The 18,799-nt window shown below is 55.7% G+C and carries 17 protein-coding genes; 11 read left to right on the forward strand and 6 right to left on the reverse strand.

Annotation, left to right across the window (positions count from 1 at the left end; genetic code table 11):
* Positions 1-102: 102 nt before the first annotated feature.
* Positions 103-522 (reverse strand): Tery_1686 family protein, encoded by a 420-nt coding sequence (locus OSC10802_RS0125545; protein WP_017719618.1) that lies wholly within the window; start codon positions 520-522, stop codon positions 103-105.
* Positions 523-658: 136 nt separating this feature from the next.
* On the opposite strand from OSC10802_RS0125545, the gene OSC10802_RS0125550 reads away from it, so the two are divergent.
* Positions 659-1,045, forward strand: a complete 387-nt coding sequence (locus tag OSC10802_RS0125550; RefSeq protein ID WP_026098798.1) for a hypothetical protein — start codon at positions 659-661, stop codon at positions 1,043-1,045.
* A gap of 307 nt (positions 1,046-1,352) precedes the next feature.
* Here the strand turns inward: OSC10802_RS0125550 and OSC10802_RS41775 are convergent, their stop codons facing one another.
* On the reverse strand, positions 1,353-2,507 hold the full coding sequence (locus OSC10802_RS41775) for a hypothetical protein (protein WP_017719620.1): 1,155 nt from the start codon (positions 2,505-2,507) through the stop codon (positions 1,353-1,355).
* Positions 2,508-3,241: 734 nt separating this feature from the next.
* On the opposite strand from OSC10802_RS41775, the gene ffh reads away from it, so the two are divergent.
* From ffh to OSC10802_RS46655, 3 genes are all read left to right on the forward strand, one after another.
* A complete protein-coding gene (gene ffh, locus OSC10802_RS0125560) occupies positions 3,242-4,684 on the forward strand; it encodes a signal recognition particle protein (RefSeq protein WP_017719621.1) in 1,443 nt (480 codons plus the stop codon).
* Between the two features lie 174 nt (positions 4,685-4,858).
* Entirely contained in the window at positions 4,859-5,107 is a 249-nt protein-coding gene (gene rpsP, locus OSC10802_RS0125565) for a 30S ribosomal protein S16 (protein WP_017719623.1), read from the forward strand.
* Complete coding sequence (locus OSC10802_RS46655) at positions 5,100-5,519, forward strand: KH domain-containing protein (RefSeq protein WP_071593353.1); 420 nt, start codon at positions 5,100-5,102, stop codon at positions 5,517-5,519. The genes rpsP and OSC10802_RS46655 overlap by 8 nt, the downstream gene beginning before the upstream one ends.
* Positions 5,520-5,886: 367 nt before the next feature.
* On the opposite strand, the gene OSC10802_RS0125570 is transcribed toward OSC10802_RS46655, so the two are convergent.
* Positions 5,887-6,135, reverse strand: coding sequence for a CVNH domain-containing protein (locus OSC10802_RS0125570; RefSeq protein ID WP_017719624.1), 249 nt, complete (start codon positions 6,133-6,135; stop codon positions 5,887-5,889).
* Positions 6,136-6,354: 219 nt separating this feature from the next.
* Between OSC10802_RS0125570 and OSC10802_RS0125575 the strand changes: the two genes are divergently transcribed.
* From OSC10802_RS0125575 to OSC10802_RS0125585, 3 genes are all read left to right on the forward strand, one after another.
* Entirely contained in the window at positions 6,355-7,308 is a 954-nt protein-coding gene (locus OSC10802_RS0125575) for a PhoH family protein (protein WP_017719625.1), read from the forward strand.
* Between the two features lie 234 nt (positions 7,309-7,542).
* A complete protein-coding gene (locus OSC10802_RS0125580; protein WP_071593354.1) occupies positions 7,543-7,974 on the forward strand; it encodes a ChuX/HutX family heme-like substrate-binding protein in 432 nt (143 codons plus the stop codon).
* A 64-nt stretch (positions 7,975-8,038) separates the two neighbouring features.
* Positions 8,039-8,902 (forward strand): DUF6816 family protein, encoded by an 864-nt coding sequence (locus OSC10802_RS0125585; protein ID WP_017719627.1) that lies wholly within the window; start codon positions 8,039-8,041, stop codon positions 8,900-8,902.
* Positions 8,903-9,119: 217 nt separating this feature from the next.
* Here the strand turns inward: OSC10802_RS0125585 and OSC10802_RS0125590 are convergent, their stop codons facing one another.
* On the reverse strand, positions 9,120-11,267 hold the full coding sequence (locus OSC10802_RS0125590; protein ID WP_017719628.1) for an MASE1 domain-containing protein: 2,148 nt from the start codon (positions 11,265-11,267) through the stop codon (positions 9,120-9,122).
* A gap of 233 nt (positions 11,268-11,500) precedes the next feature.
* The gene (locus OSC10802_RS0125595) at positions 11,501-12,214 is read right to left on the reverse strand and encodes a pentapeptide repeat-containing protein (protein ID WP_017719629.1); all 714 of its coding nucleotides are present in this window, start codon (positions 12,212-12,214) and stop codon (positions 11,501-11,503) included.
* Between the two features lie 501 nt (positions 12,215-12,715).
* Here OSC10802_RS0125595 and OSC10802_RS55855 point away from each other — a divergent pair.
* The 3 genes from OSC10802_RS55855 (at position 12,716) to OSC10802_RS0125620 (ending at position 16,254) form a co-directional block, all read left to right on the forward strand.
* The gene (locus OSC10802_RS55855) at positions 12,716-12,844 is read left to right on the forward strand and encodes a hypothetical protein (RefSeq protein WP_255349174.1); all 129 of its coding nucleotides are present in this window, start codon (positions 12,716-12,718) and stop codon (positions 12,842-12,844) included.
* Between the two features lie 100 nt (positions 12,845-12,944).
* Positions 12,945-13,169, forward strand: a complete 225-nt coding sequence (locus OSC10802_RS54825) for a hypothetical protein (RefSeq protein ID WP_026098800.1) — start codon at positions 12,945-12,947, stop codon at positions 13,167-13,169.
* Between the two features lie 1,693 nt (positions 13,170-14,862).
* Complete coding sequence (locus tag OSC10802_RS0125620) at positions 14,863-16,254, forward strand: NAD-dependent malic enzyme (protein WP_017719634.1); 1,392 nt, start codon at positions 14,863-14,865, stop codon at positions 16,252-16,254.
* A 328-nt stretch (positions 16,255-16,582) separates the two neighbouring features.
* Here OSC10802_RS0125620 and OSC10802_RS0125625 read toward each other — a convergent pair whose 3' ends face one another.
* Complete coding sequence (locus OSC10802_RS0125625) at positions 16,583-17,239, reverse strand: MBL fold metallo-hydrolase (protein ID WP_017719635.1); 657 nt, start codon at positions 17,237-17,239, stop codon at positions 16,583-16,585.
* A gap of 3 nt (positions 17,240-17,242) precedes the next feature.
* On the opposite strand from OSC10802_RS0125625, the gene OSC10802_RS0125630 reads away from it, so the two are divergent.
* Positions 17,243-18,742: a site-2 protease family protein gene (locus OSC10802_RS0125630; RefSeq protein WP_017719636.1), complete on the forward strand. Its 1,500-nt coding sequence runs from the start codon at positions 17,243-17,245 to the stop codon at positions 18,740-18,742.
* Positions 18,743-18,799 lie beyond the last annotated feature (57 nt).

Below are 18,799 nucleotides of genomic sequence, written 5' to 3' on the forward strand. Positions count from 1 at the left end.
CGGGTTCACCAATAATCTTTGCCAGCAGCAGATATGTGGGGTAAACCCGCCCCCACGCTGTGAAAGTGCGGTGGGGTTCTCGCACTGCGGCACCCTACTGCTCTAGCCGTTGAACACCTCGAATATCTGCCGGCAAAACTGTTTCAGCTTTTCCGCCGCTGCCGGTGCCGGTTGGGCAGAGCCCTCAAACCGCCAGTCCTCGACCGTTGAGAATCGCCACTGTTTGCCTTGATGGTCAAATCCAGCAGCCTCCACCCCGATGGCGCGCCGGTGGCCATTCAGTGGGTCGTCGTAAAAGCGGATCTGAACCAGAATGCTGCGGCTCTGGAACGACCTGCTCCAGCCCGGGAAATGGAAACCGATGTCGATGGAATCGGGATCGACCAGTTCCTGAGTGTCCGGGTCATTGATCCAGGGTTTGAGATCGGCCCTGGCACCGGGAAACTCGGATTTGAATAGATTAACCACTGCCGCGATCTTGCTGGCCACTTCAAAGCTCCGGGCCTTCTCAGCTGCGTTCACTCAAAACACTCCTACAAACGTGCTATCAGATTGTGATCTAATGGTTTCAGATGGGCAGACTGAAGTTTTTCATATCAAGATAGCCCATCTCACCGCCCGAGCGAGCGGCAATCAACGGAACCTAGGAGTCAAACAGATGGCCACCCCCTGTCACATTATTGTTGAAGGGAATCCTGCAATCATCTATGCCAGTCGGAATGGCAGCCCCGACAAAGTGCGGCGCATCCTCAAGCCATTCCTAGAGAAATTTTTGCAAGAGAGAGAGACCGCTGGTGAATACTGTGATACAGCTGAGTGCTTAGTGGCTCAGATTATCGTCCGGTTTGGTTTTGAGATTTGTGAGGACGATTTCTCGAATTTGAGGGTGGGCTTGAATTACGACCCAACGGTGGCATACCTCTATTCGGTCGCGTCCAATGGGACCATCAGTGTGTGGGTGCCAGAGGAAGAATATCGCAATAATCCCAGTTTGGGTCTCAAAGGCTGTCGCCGGTTGGACAATGAAGTCTGGCACCTGGAGTAGTGCGGCGGGCTAACCGTCAGAAGCAAGCTGAGTTTTGCCTTAAATTTGCATATTAATGTTATGCAATTTTGGGATATAGCAGTAGGCACTTAGGTTCGTACATTTCGGCCTCTTTTGCACCCCCGCACTCCGGCTCCTATTGTCCTAACCCATATTACTACTGGGATATAGACGTAGGCCAGCGTCTGGCTGCCCTAAAGGTCTAATGTTTTAACCCAAGTGAATACTGCTATACAAGGAAAGTAGAGACTTGTAAATAGCCTTTTGCCCTCCGCTCATCACAGATAATTGTATGCAAATTAATAATTTATTTATCGGGCTGGCTGCTGGGAGCTGGCCCGTTAAGATTGGGGTCGGGCTGCTTTTCAGGTGCCGGCAGGACGCGAACGCGGGCAAACTTCAGACCGCTGACTCCTTGCAGTTGCTCCACCATGCCGCATTCTATTTCCGTATCCACCCAGCCCTCACGAGCTAAGTAGCGCAGGTACTCTTGGTATTGCGCCCACTCGGCCTCAGTGGAGTAGACCAAGGTCAGCACGCCCGGTTGGGTGATGCGAGTTTGGGTCTGGGCGTCAACAGCCTTGTCAATGCGCTTCTTGACAATTTCGTAGCGGGTGTCGCGCGTGCCCCGGACGTCAAAGAGGCTTTCGGTTTGTTCGTCGTGAAAAATGTCCACTGTTGCGTCCTGCACCAAGACCAGATGGGTGACCTGCATCTGCGTGCCGCACTCTTCTTGAATGTGGAAGGCCGTCCTGGCACAGTCGCAGACGGCCCGCAGTTGCTCGTAGCGCAGACTGCGCAGGTGGAAAGGGGTAAATTTCGGGTCAATCGATGCCCCCGCATAAATCATGTGATCGATGCCGTCGGTACACTCTATATCGCAGTAGTGGCGGGTGATTTGCTGCATGCGCACTTGCCAGCGATCCCAAGTTTCCCGCAACAGCTGGTTAATCTGGTTTATCGTCTGGTCATAGCGGGCGCGGGCGGTGTAAACACACCCGCGATCGTTGGCACAGCCCAGCCGGTAGGCTTCCACAGCCGCTAAAGCAGCCGGCCCGCACTGGGCAAAGTAGTCAAAGTAGATTTCCAGGTGATCTTTAAGGTACTGGGTAGCGGTGACTTCAGCGTCAACAGTCACTTGGCCCTGCAACTGCTCCATATAGTGGAACACATCCAGGCGCAGCTGTTCGCCGAAAGCACTTTCTTGGGATTGGCAAACGGCTTCTACCACCGCTAGCCCCAACCGAAATTGTTCTAGCAAATCCGCTTGGATGGCCTGGTTGCGCTCTTCTGAGGAGCCCCGAATGTCAGAAATGCCATACAGCGGGTAGACATCCGCAAAGACAATCGGTTCGGGCGGCAGTCCCCAGCTGCGCCGCTCTGCTTCCTGCAAAAACCGCCACTCGACGGCTGGGTGGATATTGTGGAGTCGCGTCACTCGCTGCTCAATCGATGCGAGCATTGACTTCGATAGGTTTAGTGACTTGATTGGATTCACTGAGGGGCGTGCCAGATACCGACCTGATATTTATACCAGGCAATATGCCGGTTGACGCTGCTCTTAACTGTTTTGTTGCTACTAGCAGAGCAACAGGCTTTTTTGACAGAGAGCAGAATCATCCGCCAGAGATATTCAGCCGGCTGGTAAGGGCAATGGGCGAGACCAGTTTTGTGAGGAGAGGTACGGCGGAGCTTCACGGCTTGCGCCCTGAATGTCACACCGGCTCAAAGCCCTCGCGGTTGTTTTGTGAATATAGATGCATCCTTAGATTAAGAGAGTAACACACCACGCCCCAGTCAAATCTGCCGGCCCGTCTAGGATCGCTTGGCAAGTGGAAAGCGCCCGCCGGCTTTCTGTTCCGGGCCCAAAACGCTGCGGTCGCTGGCGGGAGTGGGGAGAAATTGTTCGCGCAGCGCCTAAACCTGCCACAAAAGCTGAGGGACCTCCCAGAGAAAGAGGAGTGAGAGCCCCGGCAGCTAGGTTCTAGGTTTTGAAGCGTGCTATACTTTCTGTGCGGTATCGAGACAAGTCAAGAGCGGGTGTGGGGTTTGGCCCAACTGCCTCAAAGGCCAGCACCGTTAAGCTGCAGGGGCGGGGAGCGCCCGAAATATCTGTCAGCCAGCGAGAGGGTGGGATAGGCCCGCCCCCTCGGCAGTGTCACTAGAGTAAAGAAATTAGCTAGCCCATATCGATTTATGTTTGACGCCCTTGCTGAACGCTTAGAAGGTGCCTGGAAAAAACTGCGGGGTCAGGACAAGATTTCGGAGTCCAACATCCAAGAGGCTCTGCGGGAGGTCCGCCGCGCCCTCCTGGAAGCGGATGTGAATCTTCAGGTGGTCAAGGAATTTATTGCCGAGGTGGAAGCCAAGGCGCAGGGAGCAGAGGTGATCTCCGGAGTGCGACCGGCACAACAGTTCGTCAAGATTGTCCATGACGAACTGGTGGCGGTGATGGGGGAAACGAATGTCCCTCTGGCCACAGCGGATTCCCCTCCCACGATTGTGCTGATGGCTGGGTTGCAGGGCACCGGCAAAACAACGGCGTCAGCTAAGCTGGCTTTACACCTGCGCAAGCTCAATCGCAGCGCCCTGCTTGTGGCGACTGACATCTACCGCCCAGCTGCTATTGACCAGCTGCTGACTCTGGGCAAGCAGATCGGGGTGCCGGTGTTTCAAATGGGCACCGGCACAGACCCGGTAGAGATCGCTCGCGCTGGCGTCGAGCGGGCTAAAGCAGACGGTGTGGATACCGTGATTATTGATACTGCCGGTCGCCTGCAAATCGACCAGGAGATGATGGCAGAGCTAGCACGGATTAAGCAAACTGTCAAGCCCCACGAAACCCTGCTGGTGGTGGACGCCATGACGGGTCAGGAAGCTGCTTCCCTCACCCGCACCTTCCACGAGCGGATTGGTATCACCGGCGCTATCCTCACCAAGCTGGATGGGGACAGCCGGGGGGGTGCGGCGCTGTCTGTGCGGCGAGTTTCGGGAGCGCCAATTAAGTTTGTCGGCGTGGGCGAAAAGGTGGAGGCGCTGCAACCGTTCTATCCAGAGCGGATGGCCTCTAGGATTCTGGGCATGGGGGATGTCGTCACCCTGGTGGAGAAAGCCGCTGAGGCGGTGGATCTCTCAGATGCCGAGAAGATGCAGGAGAAAATCCTCACGGCTAAGTTTGACTTCACCGACTTCCTCAAGCAGATGCGGCTGATGAAGAACATGGGGTCGCTAGGCGGTCTGATCAAGCTGATTCCGGGGATGAACAAGCTGACGGATGACCAGCTGCAGCAGGGAGAAGCCCAGCTGAAACAGGCTGAGGCGATGATTAATTCCATGACCCCAGAGGAGCGCCGCAACCCGGATTTGCTGGCGGGAACTCCGGGCCGCCGCCGCCGCATCGCTCGCGGATCTGGCTACAGTGAGGCAGAAGTCAGCAAGCTGGTGACGGATTTCACCAAGATGCGCACGCTGATGCAGCAGATGGGCCAGGGTCAATTTCCTGGACTCGGCGGGACCGGCGGCGGACCTTGGGGCGGCAACCGCCCGCCACAGCCCGGCTGGCGAGGCTACCCCGGAGGCGCTAACCCTCAGAAGAAAAAGAAAAAGGAAAAGAAAAAGAAGGGGTTCGGGACGCTTTAGCAGTCCGTCTCCAGCAATGGAAGCCAGAAACTTTCCGCCGGCAGCTGTGTTAGGCTTGCGGCTGCTGGCTTTCTCGTGGTATAATAGAGGGCTCAAGCCGGTGAAATTTAAAAGCTGGTAGCGGATAGCTGATAGCTTAAAATCATAACTGGAGTACAAGGCATCAACATCAACATGATCAAACTGCGATTGAAGCGATACGGCAAAAAGCAGGAAGTCAGCTACAGAATCGTAGCGATAAACAGCACCTCTCGCCGGGATGGGCGTCCTCTCGAAGAACTGGGCTTCTACAACCCCAGAACGAATGAAACCAAGCTCAACGAGGCAGCGATTGTCAACCGGCTGAAACAAGGAGCCCAACCGACGGAGACGGTGCGCAGCATTCTCAAAAAAGCGAATATCTTCGAGCAAGTCAGTGGCTGATTTATCTGCGAACTTCGAGTCCCCACCCGCCAGTGCCGGCGCAGACTACGCTGGACTGGTACGGTTTTTAGTCGAGCCCTTTTTAGACTCGCCGGATTCCTTGAAAGTGGACTGCGAAATGTCACCCAGCAGGCCCAAGGTCTGGCTCCGCGTGGCCTTGGAAGGTGAGGATAAAGGGCGTGTTTTCGGTCGGGGCGGACGCAACATTCAGGCGATCCGGACAGTGCTGGAAGCGTCGGCTCGGACACTTGGCCAATCGGTCTACCTGGATATCTACGGAGGCGCGGCGGGGGCGCGGGATATTCCGCCGCCAAGCCGACCACCGGCACCTAGGGGGCCAAAACCTCAAGCCCGCCGGTCAAGTGCCCCCAGGTCTTCTTCTTCGAGATCCCGCCCTCACGGATCGAGTTAACTCGGGAAAAGGGTCGCTATTTGGCAGGCTATGTCGGAACCTCCCTGACATTCCCAGGCTTGCGGGGCGACCCTTGCGGTCGCCCGGAACAAGGGGGTGGGGAGAGCCGGAATTTGTTGAGTCATCTTTGATTTTTCCAAAGAGTTTCTCTGGCTTTCGTGCGCTTCGCACCGCGAGCCCGCGCCGCAACTTTTTGAAATGTTTTGGGTGTCTGGAGCGGGCGCAAAAATGCCCGCCCGGTGCGCCTAGGCGGGTTTCTTTTCTCAAAGTATGACTTGTGGAGCCAACCTTTAACCTAGGGCTCGCCTGTGTACATCAGGACTCCATCAATATTCTCAATTCCATTTAGGGCAATCTGGCTAGGCACCTAGTCACCATCTATTTTGCGACATTCAGCAGACAGAACATCTCCATCAACAGAAATATTTTCGGAACTGAGATGGAAACTCGCCTCTTGGCTGGGGTCAGTAACTCTCAGGACTCCATCAATGTTTTCAATTCCCATTAAAACTAGAGAGGTTTCATTCCACGACCCATCCCGCCTTTGGCAAACGGCTGACAGCACGTTGCCATCAATTGTTATATACTGGCAAGTCAATTGATAGCTGCTACTCATTATTCTTTAATTCCTTTAAAATTGACGCGCTACAATTCAGGAAACCAGAGTAAAAAAAGCGCTGTTAACGACTGAAGACGGGACAGTTATAGTGAATTTTCATCCTGAAAAAGACGCCAGAGAGGCTCTAAAAAAGGCCACTAAAGGCGTATGAGCGCAGGTTTTGGGTGGCCAACTGGGAAGGTAAAATTGGGCTAAAGTTTGGAGAAGAATGTTGGCATGACAGACGGCACAACGATTCAGTTGCCGAGCATTGATAGCGCTATCGCGCTCAGCGGTAATCAAGAAGAAAATCTGAAGATCCTGTCCAAACAAACCGGCGCGGCGCTGGTGCTGCGGGGGCAAGAATTGCTGATTTCCGGAACGTCCAATCAAGTGGAGCTGTGCCGCCGGCTAGTGGGCGAACTCGAAGACTTCTGGAAATACGGCAAGAGTGTCTCCGAGGTGGATATCCTCACCGCGCGCCACGCCATAGACACCCACCGGCAGGAGGAATTGCGCGATTTGCGGCAAGACGTCCTGGCCAAAACCCGTCGCGGTGACGAAATCCGCGCCAAAACCTTCCGCCAGCGACAGTACGTGCAAGCGGTGCGCACCCACGACCTGACCTTCTGTATCGGTCCCGCCGGCACCGGCAAGACTTTCCTGGCGGCAGTCCTCGCTGTTTCTGCCCTGCTGGCCAATCAGTACGAGCGGCTGATCCTCACCCGACCGGCAGTAGAAGCCGGTGAGAGACTGGGTTTCCTCCCCGGAGATTTGCAGCAGAAAGTCAATCCCTACCTGCGCCCCCTCTATGACGCCCTCTACGAATTTATCGAGCCGGAAAAAATTGCCGGTCTGATGGAACGGGGGGTGATTGAAGTGGCTCCCTTGGCCTACATGCGGGGCCGCACCCTCAATAACTCTTTTGTGATTTTGGATGAAGCCCAAAATACGACGCCGGCTCAGATGAAAATGGCGATCACCCGCCTGGGGTTCCGCTCCCGCATGGTGGTCACCGGCGACATCACCCAGACCGATTTGCCGGCTAACCAGCCCTCGGGTCTGGACGTGGCCCTGAAAATCCTGCAAAATGTTGAGGGGATTGCTTTCTGCCACCTCTCTAAGGCAGATGTGGTGCGCCACCCGCTGGTGCAAAAGATTGTAGCGGCTTACGAACAGTACGAAAAGTAAGAGTCTTTTGGCGAATCCCATCGGGATAGGGGCGGGTTTTTCAGCGGAACGGGCTGTGCCGCACAGGTTGTTGGTGAACCCGCCCCTACATAAACAAACAACTCACAATCCGTTCAGGCATGGCGCATTTAATTTATACTATCCATCTCTACCGGACTTTTCGGGGTAAGGCACTCTGAACCGCTCCTAAAGGGTGGTTACGCCAAGAAAACCGGCTCTGTCAGCGTCACAAAAATAAGCGAATTAGAAGTAAAAAATCTTATGGCTGCTACTCTCAAAGAATTTCTAGAAGCTTGCGAGACTTTGGGCACCCTGCGTCTGATTGTCACCAGCAGCGCCGCCGTGCTGGAGGTCAAAGGACAGATCCAGAAGCTGTTCTACGCCGATTTGCCCAAAGGCAAGTACGCCAATATGCACGCAGAAGGCTTCGAGTTTCACCTGAATATGGACAAAATTAAACGGGTCAAGTTCGAGACCGGCGAGGCAAAACGCGGCAATTTTACCACCTACGCGATTCGCTTTCAAGACGAGAGCGACGAGCCGGCCCTCAGCGCCTTCCTGCAGTGGGGCAAACCGGGAGAGTACGAACCGGGACAGGTAGAAGCCTGGCACCAGCTGCTGGAACAGTATGGCGAAGTTTGGGCACCGGCACCTTTGGAAGGATGATGTTTGACAGTAGGGTGGAATTTCCCCCTAAATCCTTGACAAAATAAAAAATGTGTGCTAAGAGATGAGGGCAAGTGGCGGAGAGTGCCGGCAGGTGCGCTGGGGACTGAGATGGATTTGGGGTTTGTGTTTGCTGGTGGCGGTGCTGCTGTGGGGGGCTGCCGGCACCCAGGCGGGCCCTTTGCTCGACCGGATGGCCAGATTTCCCAACTGGGAGAGCAAGCCGCCGGTGATGCCGGCTTATGGGGATTTGGCCTATCCAGATTGGATGGCGGGCACCTGGAAGGTGACAAGCACGCTGGTGGATATGGTGGCACCCCTGGCACCGGCAATGGTCAGCCCCGGGTTTGAAAGCAATCGCCGCTATATAAATGTGCCGGTGAGTTTCCCCGTCCGGTTTGGGCCCGCACCGGCGAGAAGCCGGAGGGGTACGATGTTGGGAGTGCCGGTGCCGGTGCCGGTGGTGCCGGCAAACAGGGGATTGCGGGGGAAAGGGGTGCCGGTGGTGGCGGACCGGGGGTTTAATGGGTTGAGCATTGCCCGGGCTTATCTGGGCGAGGGGGCGGTCAAGTCGGTGAAAGTCGATCCGGATTCCCCCAACCGGCAGGTGACGCTGCTGCAGTCGAGCCAGCTTGTCTCGACTGTCACCGGTCGCTTGAGTGAGAGGCCGGCAGCGGACAGGTTTGTGGCCACCGAGATGTTCGTGCAGCAGTTTCGGGCGGGGAGTCGAGTTTACCTTAATGAAGTGGAGACGGCGACGGCGTACCAGAAACAGCAGCAACCATTGCCTGCGATTGAAGCAGATCAAGTGACCGCTATCTATCTATCGCCGCAAGATCCGGATTATTTTGCTGCCGGCGGGCGTCCTGTAGCGCTTTATCGCTATCGCTTGCAATTTTTCCCGGAATCGGATGGGGATGCTTCCTGATAAACTGTTAACTTTAAATCCGCTTGTGTCTGAAAGAGAGGCAGTCACGATGAACTTCGCACACCGCCACCCATGAAAACTTGGCCGACAGCGGGAGATCTGGTAGGGCTAAAGCCCAACTACGAACCTTTTCAAGTCAGAGCCTCCCGATATGCGTTCCCAGGCTCCGCCCCGGAACGAAGGGAATGCCCAACGCCTAGTGCGCTATAGATATTAATCAATCGGATTTAACCGGAGTTTGTGTTAGGGGGGCGCTGACTGTAGCTGGCAAGCGGATGGTGAAGGTGGAACCCTTGCCCAATTGGCTGTCAGCGGCGATGTCCCCACCCATCATCTGACAGAATTTCTGGGTGATGGTCAGCCCGAGTCCCGTACCGCCATACCGGCGCGTGGTCGAGGAGTCGGCTTGGGTGAACGGCTGGAACACCTTGGCGATTTGCTCGGGAGTCATGCCAATGCCGGTGTCGGTGACGCGGAAGACGATCCAGGAGGAGGGGGAAGTTGTGGGGGTGATGGGGTGAGCCGGTGAGAGGGGTTTGTCTGGGCGGAACCCGCCGTCTCCCTGATAAGACGAGATTCGGCGCTCTGCAAGACTGTCCACCGCTTGGGCGCTCACCGCGAGACGAATCGTGCCCCCCTCGGTGAATTTGGCGGCATTGCTGAGGATGTTGAGCAGGGCTTGCCGCACCTTGGTCGGGTCGGCGTGCATGCAGCCGATATCCTCAGGGCAGTAAACCTCCAGAGTATTGGCGTTTTTTTCCACTAGGGGCCCGATAGTGAAAACAACTTCCTCGATTAGGGTCTGGATCTGGAAGGTTTCCAGATGCAGGTCCATTCGTCCCGCTTCGATTTTAGAGAGGTCGAGAATGTCGCTGATCAGCGCCAGCAGCTGTTTGCCGGCAGAGTTGATTCTCTTGAGGTCGTCAGTGAACTCTTGCTCGCCGAGGTCTTCGGCTTCTTCTTGCAGCATTTCACTGTAGCCGATAATGGCGTTGAGCGGCGTGCGCAGCTCGTGGCTCATATTGGCCAGAAAGGCGCTTTTGGCTCGGTTGGCTTCTTCGGCGGCTTCTTTGGCTAGGCGGAATTCTTCGGCTTTGGCGCGTTCTGTGATGTCTTGAACTGTGCCGGTCAGGCGAGTGGCCTCTCCCGCCGCATTGAGAATAATTTCCACTTGTTCGTGGACGATCCGTTCTGTGCCGTCAGGCCGAACAATGCGGCAGTCAATGCTGTAGGGTTTTTTTTGGCTGATTGCTGTTTGAATCGACGCCCACACCCGCTGCCGGTCGTCGGGATGAACCGCTCTCAAGAACGTCTCGTGGCTGGGCGGGAGGGCCGTCCGGACCAGACCGAGAATGGGATACATTTCATCCGACCACGACAGGCGGCGATCGGCCAGGTCTAGGTCCCAATTTCCCAACTGAGCGATGCGCTGGGCGTTGGCGAGACTGGCTTTACTCTCCCGCAGCGATACTTCTGCCTTCTGCCGCCCGATAGTCACCGCTGCCAAGACCAAAGAGGTGAGTGCGACCACAGCCATAAAGGCTTGCAGGGAGAGGAGGGCTTGGCTGGTCGTGTTCGCGTGCTTGAGAAACGGTCCACTCTGCCGCACCACGCCCCAGATGGCAAGGCCAGAAATGATTAGGTTGGCTACGATGCTGCCTTTTAGCCGAAATCGCAGGGCTCCCCAAATCACAAAAGGAAAGGGCAGGTACTCCATTGGATATTTGGCGATATAGACGCGGGTTCTGGAGCAGAAGACAATCCAGCCGATGCTAACTAGCAGGCTCACCCACAGACCTATCTCCAGGAATCGATCGGGCTTTGTCTTGCTGTGCGTCCACTCACGCCAAGTCAGCAGCGCCGGCGTCACCAGCAGCACCCCCATCACGTCCCCCACCCACCGGCTCCACCAAAGCGTCTCAAAATCACTCCAATCGGCGAGATCCGCCACACAGAGACTGAAGGCTCCCAAGGTGGCGCTGACAGCCGCCGATACCATCGCTGCGACAAACAGCTGGATCACATCTCGCGGGCGCTCCAGGGCGGGATGGAACCCGATGCGCTTGAGCAGCCTCAGCCCGATGACGGCTTGCAGGGTGCTGCCAGTGCCGGTGGCCACCGCTACGGCTCCAGACACCCCCTGCGAGAGGGCAAAGAAAAAGGCCCCAACCCCAACCCCAGGCCAGAGGCGCTCGCCCCCCAAAAAAAGTGCGGCGAGGGCAAGGCCGGCAGCTGGCCCCACCGGCGATGCCTTCACATCCAGCCCCGGAATCAAGGTTGCCAGTTTGGCCGCCCAGTAGCAGGCGACAGCGAGTGTGCCTGCTTTGATAAAATACTGCCAGGAGCGGGTGCCGATGAAGGTCATAACGTTTGGGGTTTCAATAGAACTTAAGGTTAGAAGATTTTTTGAAATTTTAGAAAGCTTCCGTCGCCCCCGCCCCTAACAGAGGGGGCGAGTTTATCCCACTCTCCCCTTGGGTGAGAGATATTTCGGGTCAGCCCCGCCCCTACAGATATGGTCTGTGATGCCCGATCCTGTTGCGGAACCGCACTGCCACCATTCTGTTTTAACTCAACAGGCTGCCAAAGCTGCTGGGTTCAGGTGCTTCCCGGGTGGATTGTGCCATCTGGCATGATCGCTCCGTTGAGAGAGGCACCGGTTAGGTTGGTGTGGTCCATGATGGCATCTGTGAGATTGGCATCCCACAGGATTGCTCTCACGAGTTTTGTGCCGGTCAGGTGCGTTCGCGACAGGTTGGAGCGGGTGAGGTTGGCCTCACTCAGGTCTGCTGCGGTTAGGTTGGAGCCGGTCAGGTTGGCTCTGAGCAAGGAAGCTTTCGCCAGTTTGCTGTAGGAGAGGTTTGTGCCGGTTAGGTTAGCCCCTGTTAAGTCGGCACCCTCCAGGTTGGCTTTGTGCAGGTCCGACCCTGTGAGGTCTGTCAGTTTCAGGTTCGCTCTAGCTAGATTGGTGCTGAACAGTCGGGTGCCCATTACCTGCATTCCGGAAAGGGACAGTTCAGCGAGGTCTGCGCCGGTGAGATCCGCACCGTTCAGGTTGGTTTCTCTCAGTTTGGCTTTGGTGAGTTTTGCCCCAATCAGGCAGGCGCTTGCCAAGTTGGTGCCGGCTAACTCGGCTCCAAATAGGCTGGCTCCTGTTAAATTCGTACCAATCAAGAAGGCTTGATTCAGTTTTGCCCCGTTCAGGTTTACGCCGCTGAGGTTAGTAACTCGAAGGTCTGCGCCGGTCAGGTTTGCGCCGCTGAAGTTCCTTTCCCCCGCTATATATCGTTTGAGCAGTTCATTAACGTCCATAGGGTCGCGTCTTGTTTGTGATGTCTGTCAGTGGGAAATGGGCAATGGGGAATGGCAGCATTTGATGCCAATAGGCGTGAAATTTTATTAGAAATTGCAACTGACAGGGAACTGCGGACAGCTGACCTGCAATTGGCTCCCACCGGCTGAATGTATGCCCGCCCGACAGGGGGATTGGATTTGGGGCGAAAGGCGCTGCGGTGCGCGACGCGCTGCACTGCTCGCTTAGGTGACGCCGGTGATGACTTTTGAGGGTGGCTGTCACGCTCTTTGGATGTAAACCCAATTGGGTTGAGGTAGCCGTGCGGAGGGATCATCGTCTTTTAACAGATATTCTCGCGCACAATCTCGCCGACATCTCTTATCTCTTGGATTGTCTCCCATAGAGAATACCCTGAATTGAGGCAGTTGGCACACCAGAACCCCCCCGCCGGCAATGGGGATTGGCGCGATCGCCGGCGGCGGAAAGTGCGGTGACGTCTGTGCGGCGGAGGGGGACGTATGGGGGCTTCGACCGTGATGGTGCTGGCTTGTTGTGACTTTCTGCATGCTTGGTGTATAATAAGAGGCTTTGGCGGTGCCGGTGGTGCCGGTGGGGAAGATAAAGAATTTTTTGAACCGCCCCCGTGAGGGAACGCCAAGAAGAACGCCAAGAAGAACGCCAAGAAGGAGGGGCGATGGGAACTGCTACCTGTAATAATATTAGTGAGTGAAGAGGGAGTGGAGGGCTATGCTGACTGCTACCGGAACTGAAGGCTTTTCTCTAGAAGACTTTATGGCGAATCCCCCGGCTCGCATGGAGTGGGTGGATGGAAAACTTGTGGGGATAGCGGGGATGACGTTAAAGCACTTAATAATTCCTAAGAATCAGGCGCTTACCTGTCATGCTAGGGATGCGGTTGCCACGCAATTGGCAGTGAGGGAATTTAGTGTGTCTGATGAGTTGTTGGCTTAAACCCCCTGAACAGTCTCAGGATTATATTCCGCGTTGCTGCGAGGTTATAAAACTCTACTAAGAGAGATGGCTCTGAGACTTATTTAGCTCTGCAAACCAGCAGCATAAGCCTTGAAAATGGCAAATAAATGCTCCAAAAAATATAGAAAATTATTAAAATAATTCTAAGCTGTTAGGGGTTTAACCGACTTTTCCTTTGAAAGGAGGCGGAGCCTCCAGATTGCGTTTCCAGGCTCTGCCCCGGAACGAGAGATAGAAAGTTTCTGTATAACTAATTATAGCAGGGGAGGGATAGCCGGCGCAACTGCGTGAAACTGCAGGAGATTCGGGAATTCAGGAATTTGTGTGGCCACTGACAGTGAGAGAACCTCTTCTAAACTATAGAAGGTCTAAATAATTTGTGAGAACTCTGTCTCGTTTTTTTTCTTGGCGTAACCGGAACGGCGGCAGTTTATTTAAAACAGAATTTTCACTCCTGAAGAACGAACCGCTATAGATAACAGAGAGAGTCCAGCCAGCCTTCTGCGGTGGGGCGTCCTGCGGTGGGGGACACCGGCGATATGTCCAAGGGCAGAGGGCGGGTGGGGTTATAGCAGTAGGCCAGTGGCCATCTGCACGAGGGGGTGGGGCCGGTGGGGTGGGGGGAGGCCGGCGATATGTCCCTGGACAGAGGGCCGGTGGGGTGGGGGGGCTGCCGCCATCCGCCCAGGGGCAGAGCGGCGGGAAACCCCAAACACCTGCAGCCACCAGCTTAGAGCCACCAGTCACTTTCAAAATAGAAAGCCCGCTCGCCGGCTGCGATCGCTAAAAAATAGCACAAATGTTTGGTTTCCGTTGTGCTGCAGCTCACCTCTCTCCGCGCTGTTTTATAAAGAAAAAGTGAAGCTGCCCGCTCCCGGGTTTCGTGCGGTGCCCGGGCCGAACCAGAAGAAACCGATTTCTCGACCTAACAATCTTAATGATTCCTTTATAAAAAAAGGTCGAAAAAGACTTGCTTGGCAGAAAAGAGATTGATATGATTGCAGAGGAATAGGAACATGAATATCGGTCAGAACTCGTGCTGATATTGGCTGGAGGCGAGGCGACTGTCTTGCGGAAGAGCCTGTTTCAGGATTTCAGAATAGACCGGTTCAATTCCTAAACCATCCGTTCCACACCTCGGCGCGCAGCGGAGGAAGGGCAGAAACAGCTCACGCTCGCCGCCCTGAGGAATTTTCCCTGTGGGGGGATTGGGTTGAAGCCCACCCCAATTTGCAGCAGTAAAAAAACATGATCGTTGTTAAAGCCTGGAAGAACAGAAACCCACTTGAAGCTGACAGCCGGCTGCTCTCAAGTAACCGCCGGCGCAAACTCGGTTTCTGCCTTTCCAGGAAGACTCAGCAGAGAGAGTGGCACTTTTTACCCGGGCTCAAATGGCTGTGTGGGATCGCCAGCGAACAAAAAAGTGTTCCAGTTCCGCCACGGCTCTTTTTGGAGGCGCTCTTGCGACAGGCGCTGCTTGGGATCATTAATGGAGATTTGGACGTAGAGAATGGGCGCAGTGAGTGAGAGCGTGCGCGTTTTAGAGATAGCGAGAGTGAGAAATCAGTCGCTCCAATGAGCGAGAAACCGCTGCCGCAGTGACCTACAGCGCTATGTCGCTGGGCAAAAATAAAGTAGTGAAATTGCAAATCATTGCCAGGAGACAAGTAGAATGGTACAGCTTACACCAACCCCGGGCTATAGCTTAGCAGTTCGCGTGCAGATTCCGAATCAAATCGGGATGCTCGCCAAATTGATGCAGGCGATCTCCGCTGCTGGCGGCGACTTGGGTGAGATTAGCTTAATCCAGCAGACGCCTCACCTAGTGGTTCGAGATATCACCATCGATGCTAGCAGCACGGAACATGACGAGCAGATTGTGAATGCGATCAAAGAAGTGCCAGAAGTGCAATTGCTGAGCGTCTATGACCGCACATTCAACCTGCACAAAGGCGGGAAAATCACCGTCGAGAACCGAATACCGCTGAAAGCCCAAGACGATCTGGCGATGGCGTACACCCCAGGTGTGGGGCGGGTATCGAGTGCGATAGCGGAAGACCTGGAGCTGGCATACAAATATACGATCAAGAGCAACATAGTAGCCATTGTCAGCGATGGCACAGCGGTTTTGGGTCTGGGAGACCTGGGTCCTGAGGCAGCGATGCCAGTGATGGAAGGCAAAGCCATGCTGTTCAAAACCTTTGCCGGTGTTGACGCCTTCCCGATCTGTCTGGCAACCAAAGACACCGACGCCATTGTGCAAACGGTGAAATACCTGACCCCCGTATTCGGAGGAATAAATCTCGAAGACATTTCCGCGCCGCGCTGTTTTGAAATTGAAGAGCGCCTGCGCAAAGAAATAGACATCCCCGTATTTCACGATGACCAGCACGGCACCGCTATTGTCACCTTGGCAGCGCTAATTAACGCGCTCAAGATCGTCAAGAAATCCATCTCAGATGTCCGCATCGTCTTTAACGGTGCCGGTGCCTCTGGCATAGCCGTCGCCCGCCTGCTGCGCACCGCCGGCGCTAAGAACATCTGGATGTGCGACTCCAAGAGCATTCTCTCCACCAGCCGCACCGATCTGACACCGCAAAAGAAAGAATTTGCCGTTGAGCAGTCCGGCACCCTGGCAGACGCCATGAAGGACGCTGATGTGTTTGTTGGCCTCAGCGTTGCCGGTGCGGTGAAGCCGGAAATGGTGCGCTCTATGGCCAAAGACCCGATCGTGTTCGCGATGGCCAATCCCGTGCCGGAAATCCAGCCGGAATTGATAGTTGACGATGTAGCGATTATGGCCACAGGCCGCAGCGATTACCCGAACCAGATCAACAACGTTCTGGCCTTCCCCGGCGTATTTCGCGGAGCCCTCGACTGCCGCGCCCGGTCAATCACCACCAAGATGTGTTTGGAAGCGTCCTACGCCATCGCCTCCCTGGTGAATGCCGCCGATCTCGACAAAGAACACATCATCCCCTCTGTGTTTGACGAGCGGGTGTCCTCCGTCGTCTCCGCTGCGGTGCAAAAAGCCGCCCGCGAAGATGGCGTAGCCCGAGCTTAAACATCGCCGGGATTGGGGGATTAGGCGTTGCACCCACAGGGGGAATGAAGAACCCCACCCCCCAACCCCCTCCCCGCTTGCGGCTGCCGTTTATACACATCTTGGCTATGTGACCACAGCAAACCCCTCACCCCCCCAGCCCCCCTCTCCCACAAGGGGGAGAGGGGGGAGAAAGAGGTTCTTCCAACTTCATGGAAAAATGGGCTCAGAGGGATTTGTGTATAAGCCGTAGCGCTTGCGGGGAGGGGGAGAAAGAAATGGGAGTTTTGGTGGCATCATCTGGCCACTCTCAATCCCCAAATTCCCTAATCCCTGCCCCTACAAGCCCTCACAGCAAGGGCTGCAGCTCCCGAATTGCGGCTAAGTCCAGACCGGCGAGCCGCTCGTAAGCTCGGTCTATAACCCGCTTGCCCCGCAAGTAGCCGGTATTGGCACCGGGACAGATGTACGCTAGGGTGGCCGGTGTGAGGCGGTCGATCAGGGACTGCACGCTGCGCAGCTGTCGCAACCAGTGGAAGGTTTTGGACGTGCGCAGGGGCACCGGCTCGCCCTGCTGGTTGGGCAGCAAATGACGCCCGGCAAACAGGACCCCGCCGTGGCCGGTGTAGTGCAGGCAAGAAGACCCGGGAGAGTGGCCCGGTGTCCAAATTGCTGTGACTTCCGGCGTCAGGGCAAATTCTTCCCGAAAGGCGGTCACCTCTAATCCGGGCAGAAGATAAGCTTCTTGCTCCTGAATGGCAATCGAGCAGCCAAAGGCTTTTTGAATCTCTTCCGCTTTGCCAATCGCGCCCCGGTGGGTGATAAACAGCCACCGGACGCCGCCGCACTGCTGCAAAAATTCCAAATTCACCTCATCGACAGCCGGACAGTCGATGAGGATATTGCCTTGGTTTTCTACAATGAAATAGGCTGTTGCTCCCAAGGTGTCCCGGTTGGGTGAAAACGCAAAAACGGCATCAAGGACAGCCTGTGGTTGCTTGGGCATAGCATGGTTTTTAGGTTACTTCTACTTCTAGGACTGATCGCACTAGGACTGCTCACATATTTCATTTTGCAGCGCAGCGCCACCCGCATCACCCGGACGCCGGTGTGGATTTTGTGGCTGGTGGTGATGGCACCCTTATTTTGGGGTGTCTGGCTGCTGAGCTACTCTCAGAACCCGCCGCTGCCGGCGGCAGTCCTAATTGGGCCGTTCGTGGTTTGCTTTTTCCTCTACTGGGTTTTGATTCTTTTGGGGCGCACCGGCACCCCAGAAAAGCCGGTGCCGCCCTCCGCTGCCGCCTCGGAGTCGGGAGCGCCACCTAATGCCGAGCAGCCGTCCCAAGCCCCACCGCTGCGCCCGATTGATCGAGCCGAAGAAACCAGGCTGCGAAACTGTTTTCCGGCGAATATCTACGCCCTGCAGCAGCTGGAGTTCCGCCCGCAAGCGGTTATCTGTTTGGGCCAGCTGCGCTCTAACCCTGAGGAGGCGTACAGAATCATTGAAAAAAATATCGAGGCGCAATTCGGCGATCGCTTCTTGGTGCTGTTCCGAGAGAACCTCAATGGCAAGCCGTTTTTCGCGATGGTTCCCAACCCCTACCGGGCACAGGACTCCGTGCGGGAGGATGAGTCGCTGGCTCGCCCCGGTTTGGCCACAGGACTGCTGTTCATCACCCTGTTCACGACAGCGGTTGCCGGCGCTCAAATGGCCGGCGTCACCCGCACCGCCCTGCAATCTGACTCCAGTTTGCTGCTCAAAGGGCTGCCCTATGCTCTGGCGCTGATGGCGGTGCTGGGCGCTCACGAGTTGGGCCACTACTTCACCGCCCGCTTCTACAAGCTTCGCACCACGCTGCCCTATTTTATTCCTGTGCCTTTTTTCCTGGGCACCTTTGGGGCATTTATCCAGATCCGCTCGCCGGTGCCGCACCGCAAAGCCCTGTTTGATGTCGGCATTGCTGGGCCTGCCGCCGGTTTGGTGGTGACGGTGCCGCTGTTGCTCTGGGGTTTGGCTAATTCGGCGGTGGTTGACTTGCCGGCTCAGTCAGGGCTGTTAACTGTGGAAGCCCTCAATCCCAGCTTTTCGCTGCTGCTGACTTTGCTGAGCAAGCTGATGCTCGGAGGTGCTCTGACTGCCGGCAAGGCGATCCATCTCCATCCCGTGGCGGTGGCGGGCTATGTGGGACTTGTGGTGACGGCTTACAATTTGATGCCGGTGGGCCAGCTGGATGGCGGCCATATCGTTCACGCCATGTTTGGCCAGCGCACCAGCATCCTGATCGGCCAAATGACCCGGTTCTTGATGCTAGCGCTGTCCCTGATCCGCCCTGAACTGATGTTCTGGGCGCTGCTGCTGTTCTTGATGCCCATTACTGATGAGCCGGCGCTCAATGATGTCAGTGAGTTGGACAACCAGCGCGATTTCTGGGGATTGATGTCTCTAGCCCTGCTGGTGGCAATTATGCTGCCGGCTCCTGAGATGCTTATAAAGTGGTTAAATCTTTAGGTGGTTCATATTAGTGAGGTGCGCCGCCCTCCTCACTTAAATGATTTTGGTTCTGAG

It is taken from the genome of Kamptonema formosum PCC 10802, assembly GCF_000332335.1.
Classification (GTDB): Bacteria; Cyanobacteriota; Cyanobacteriia; order Cyanobacteriales; family Oscillatoriaceae; genus Oscillatoria.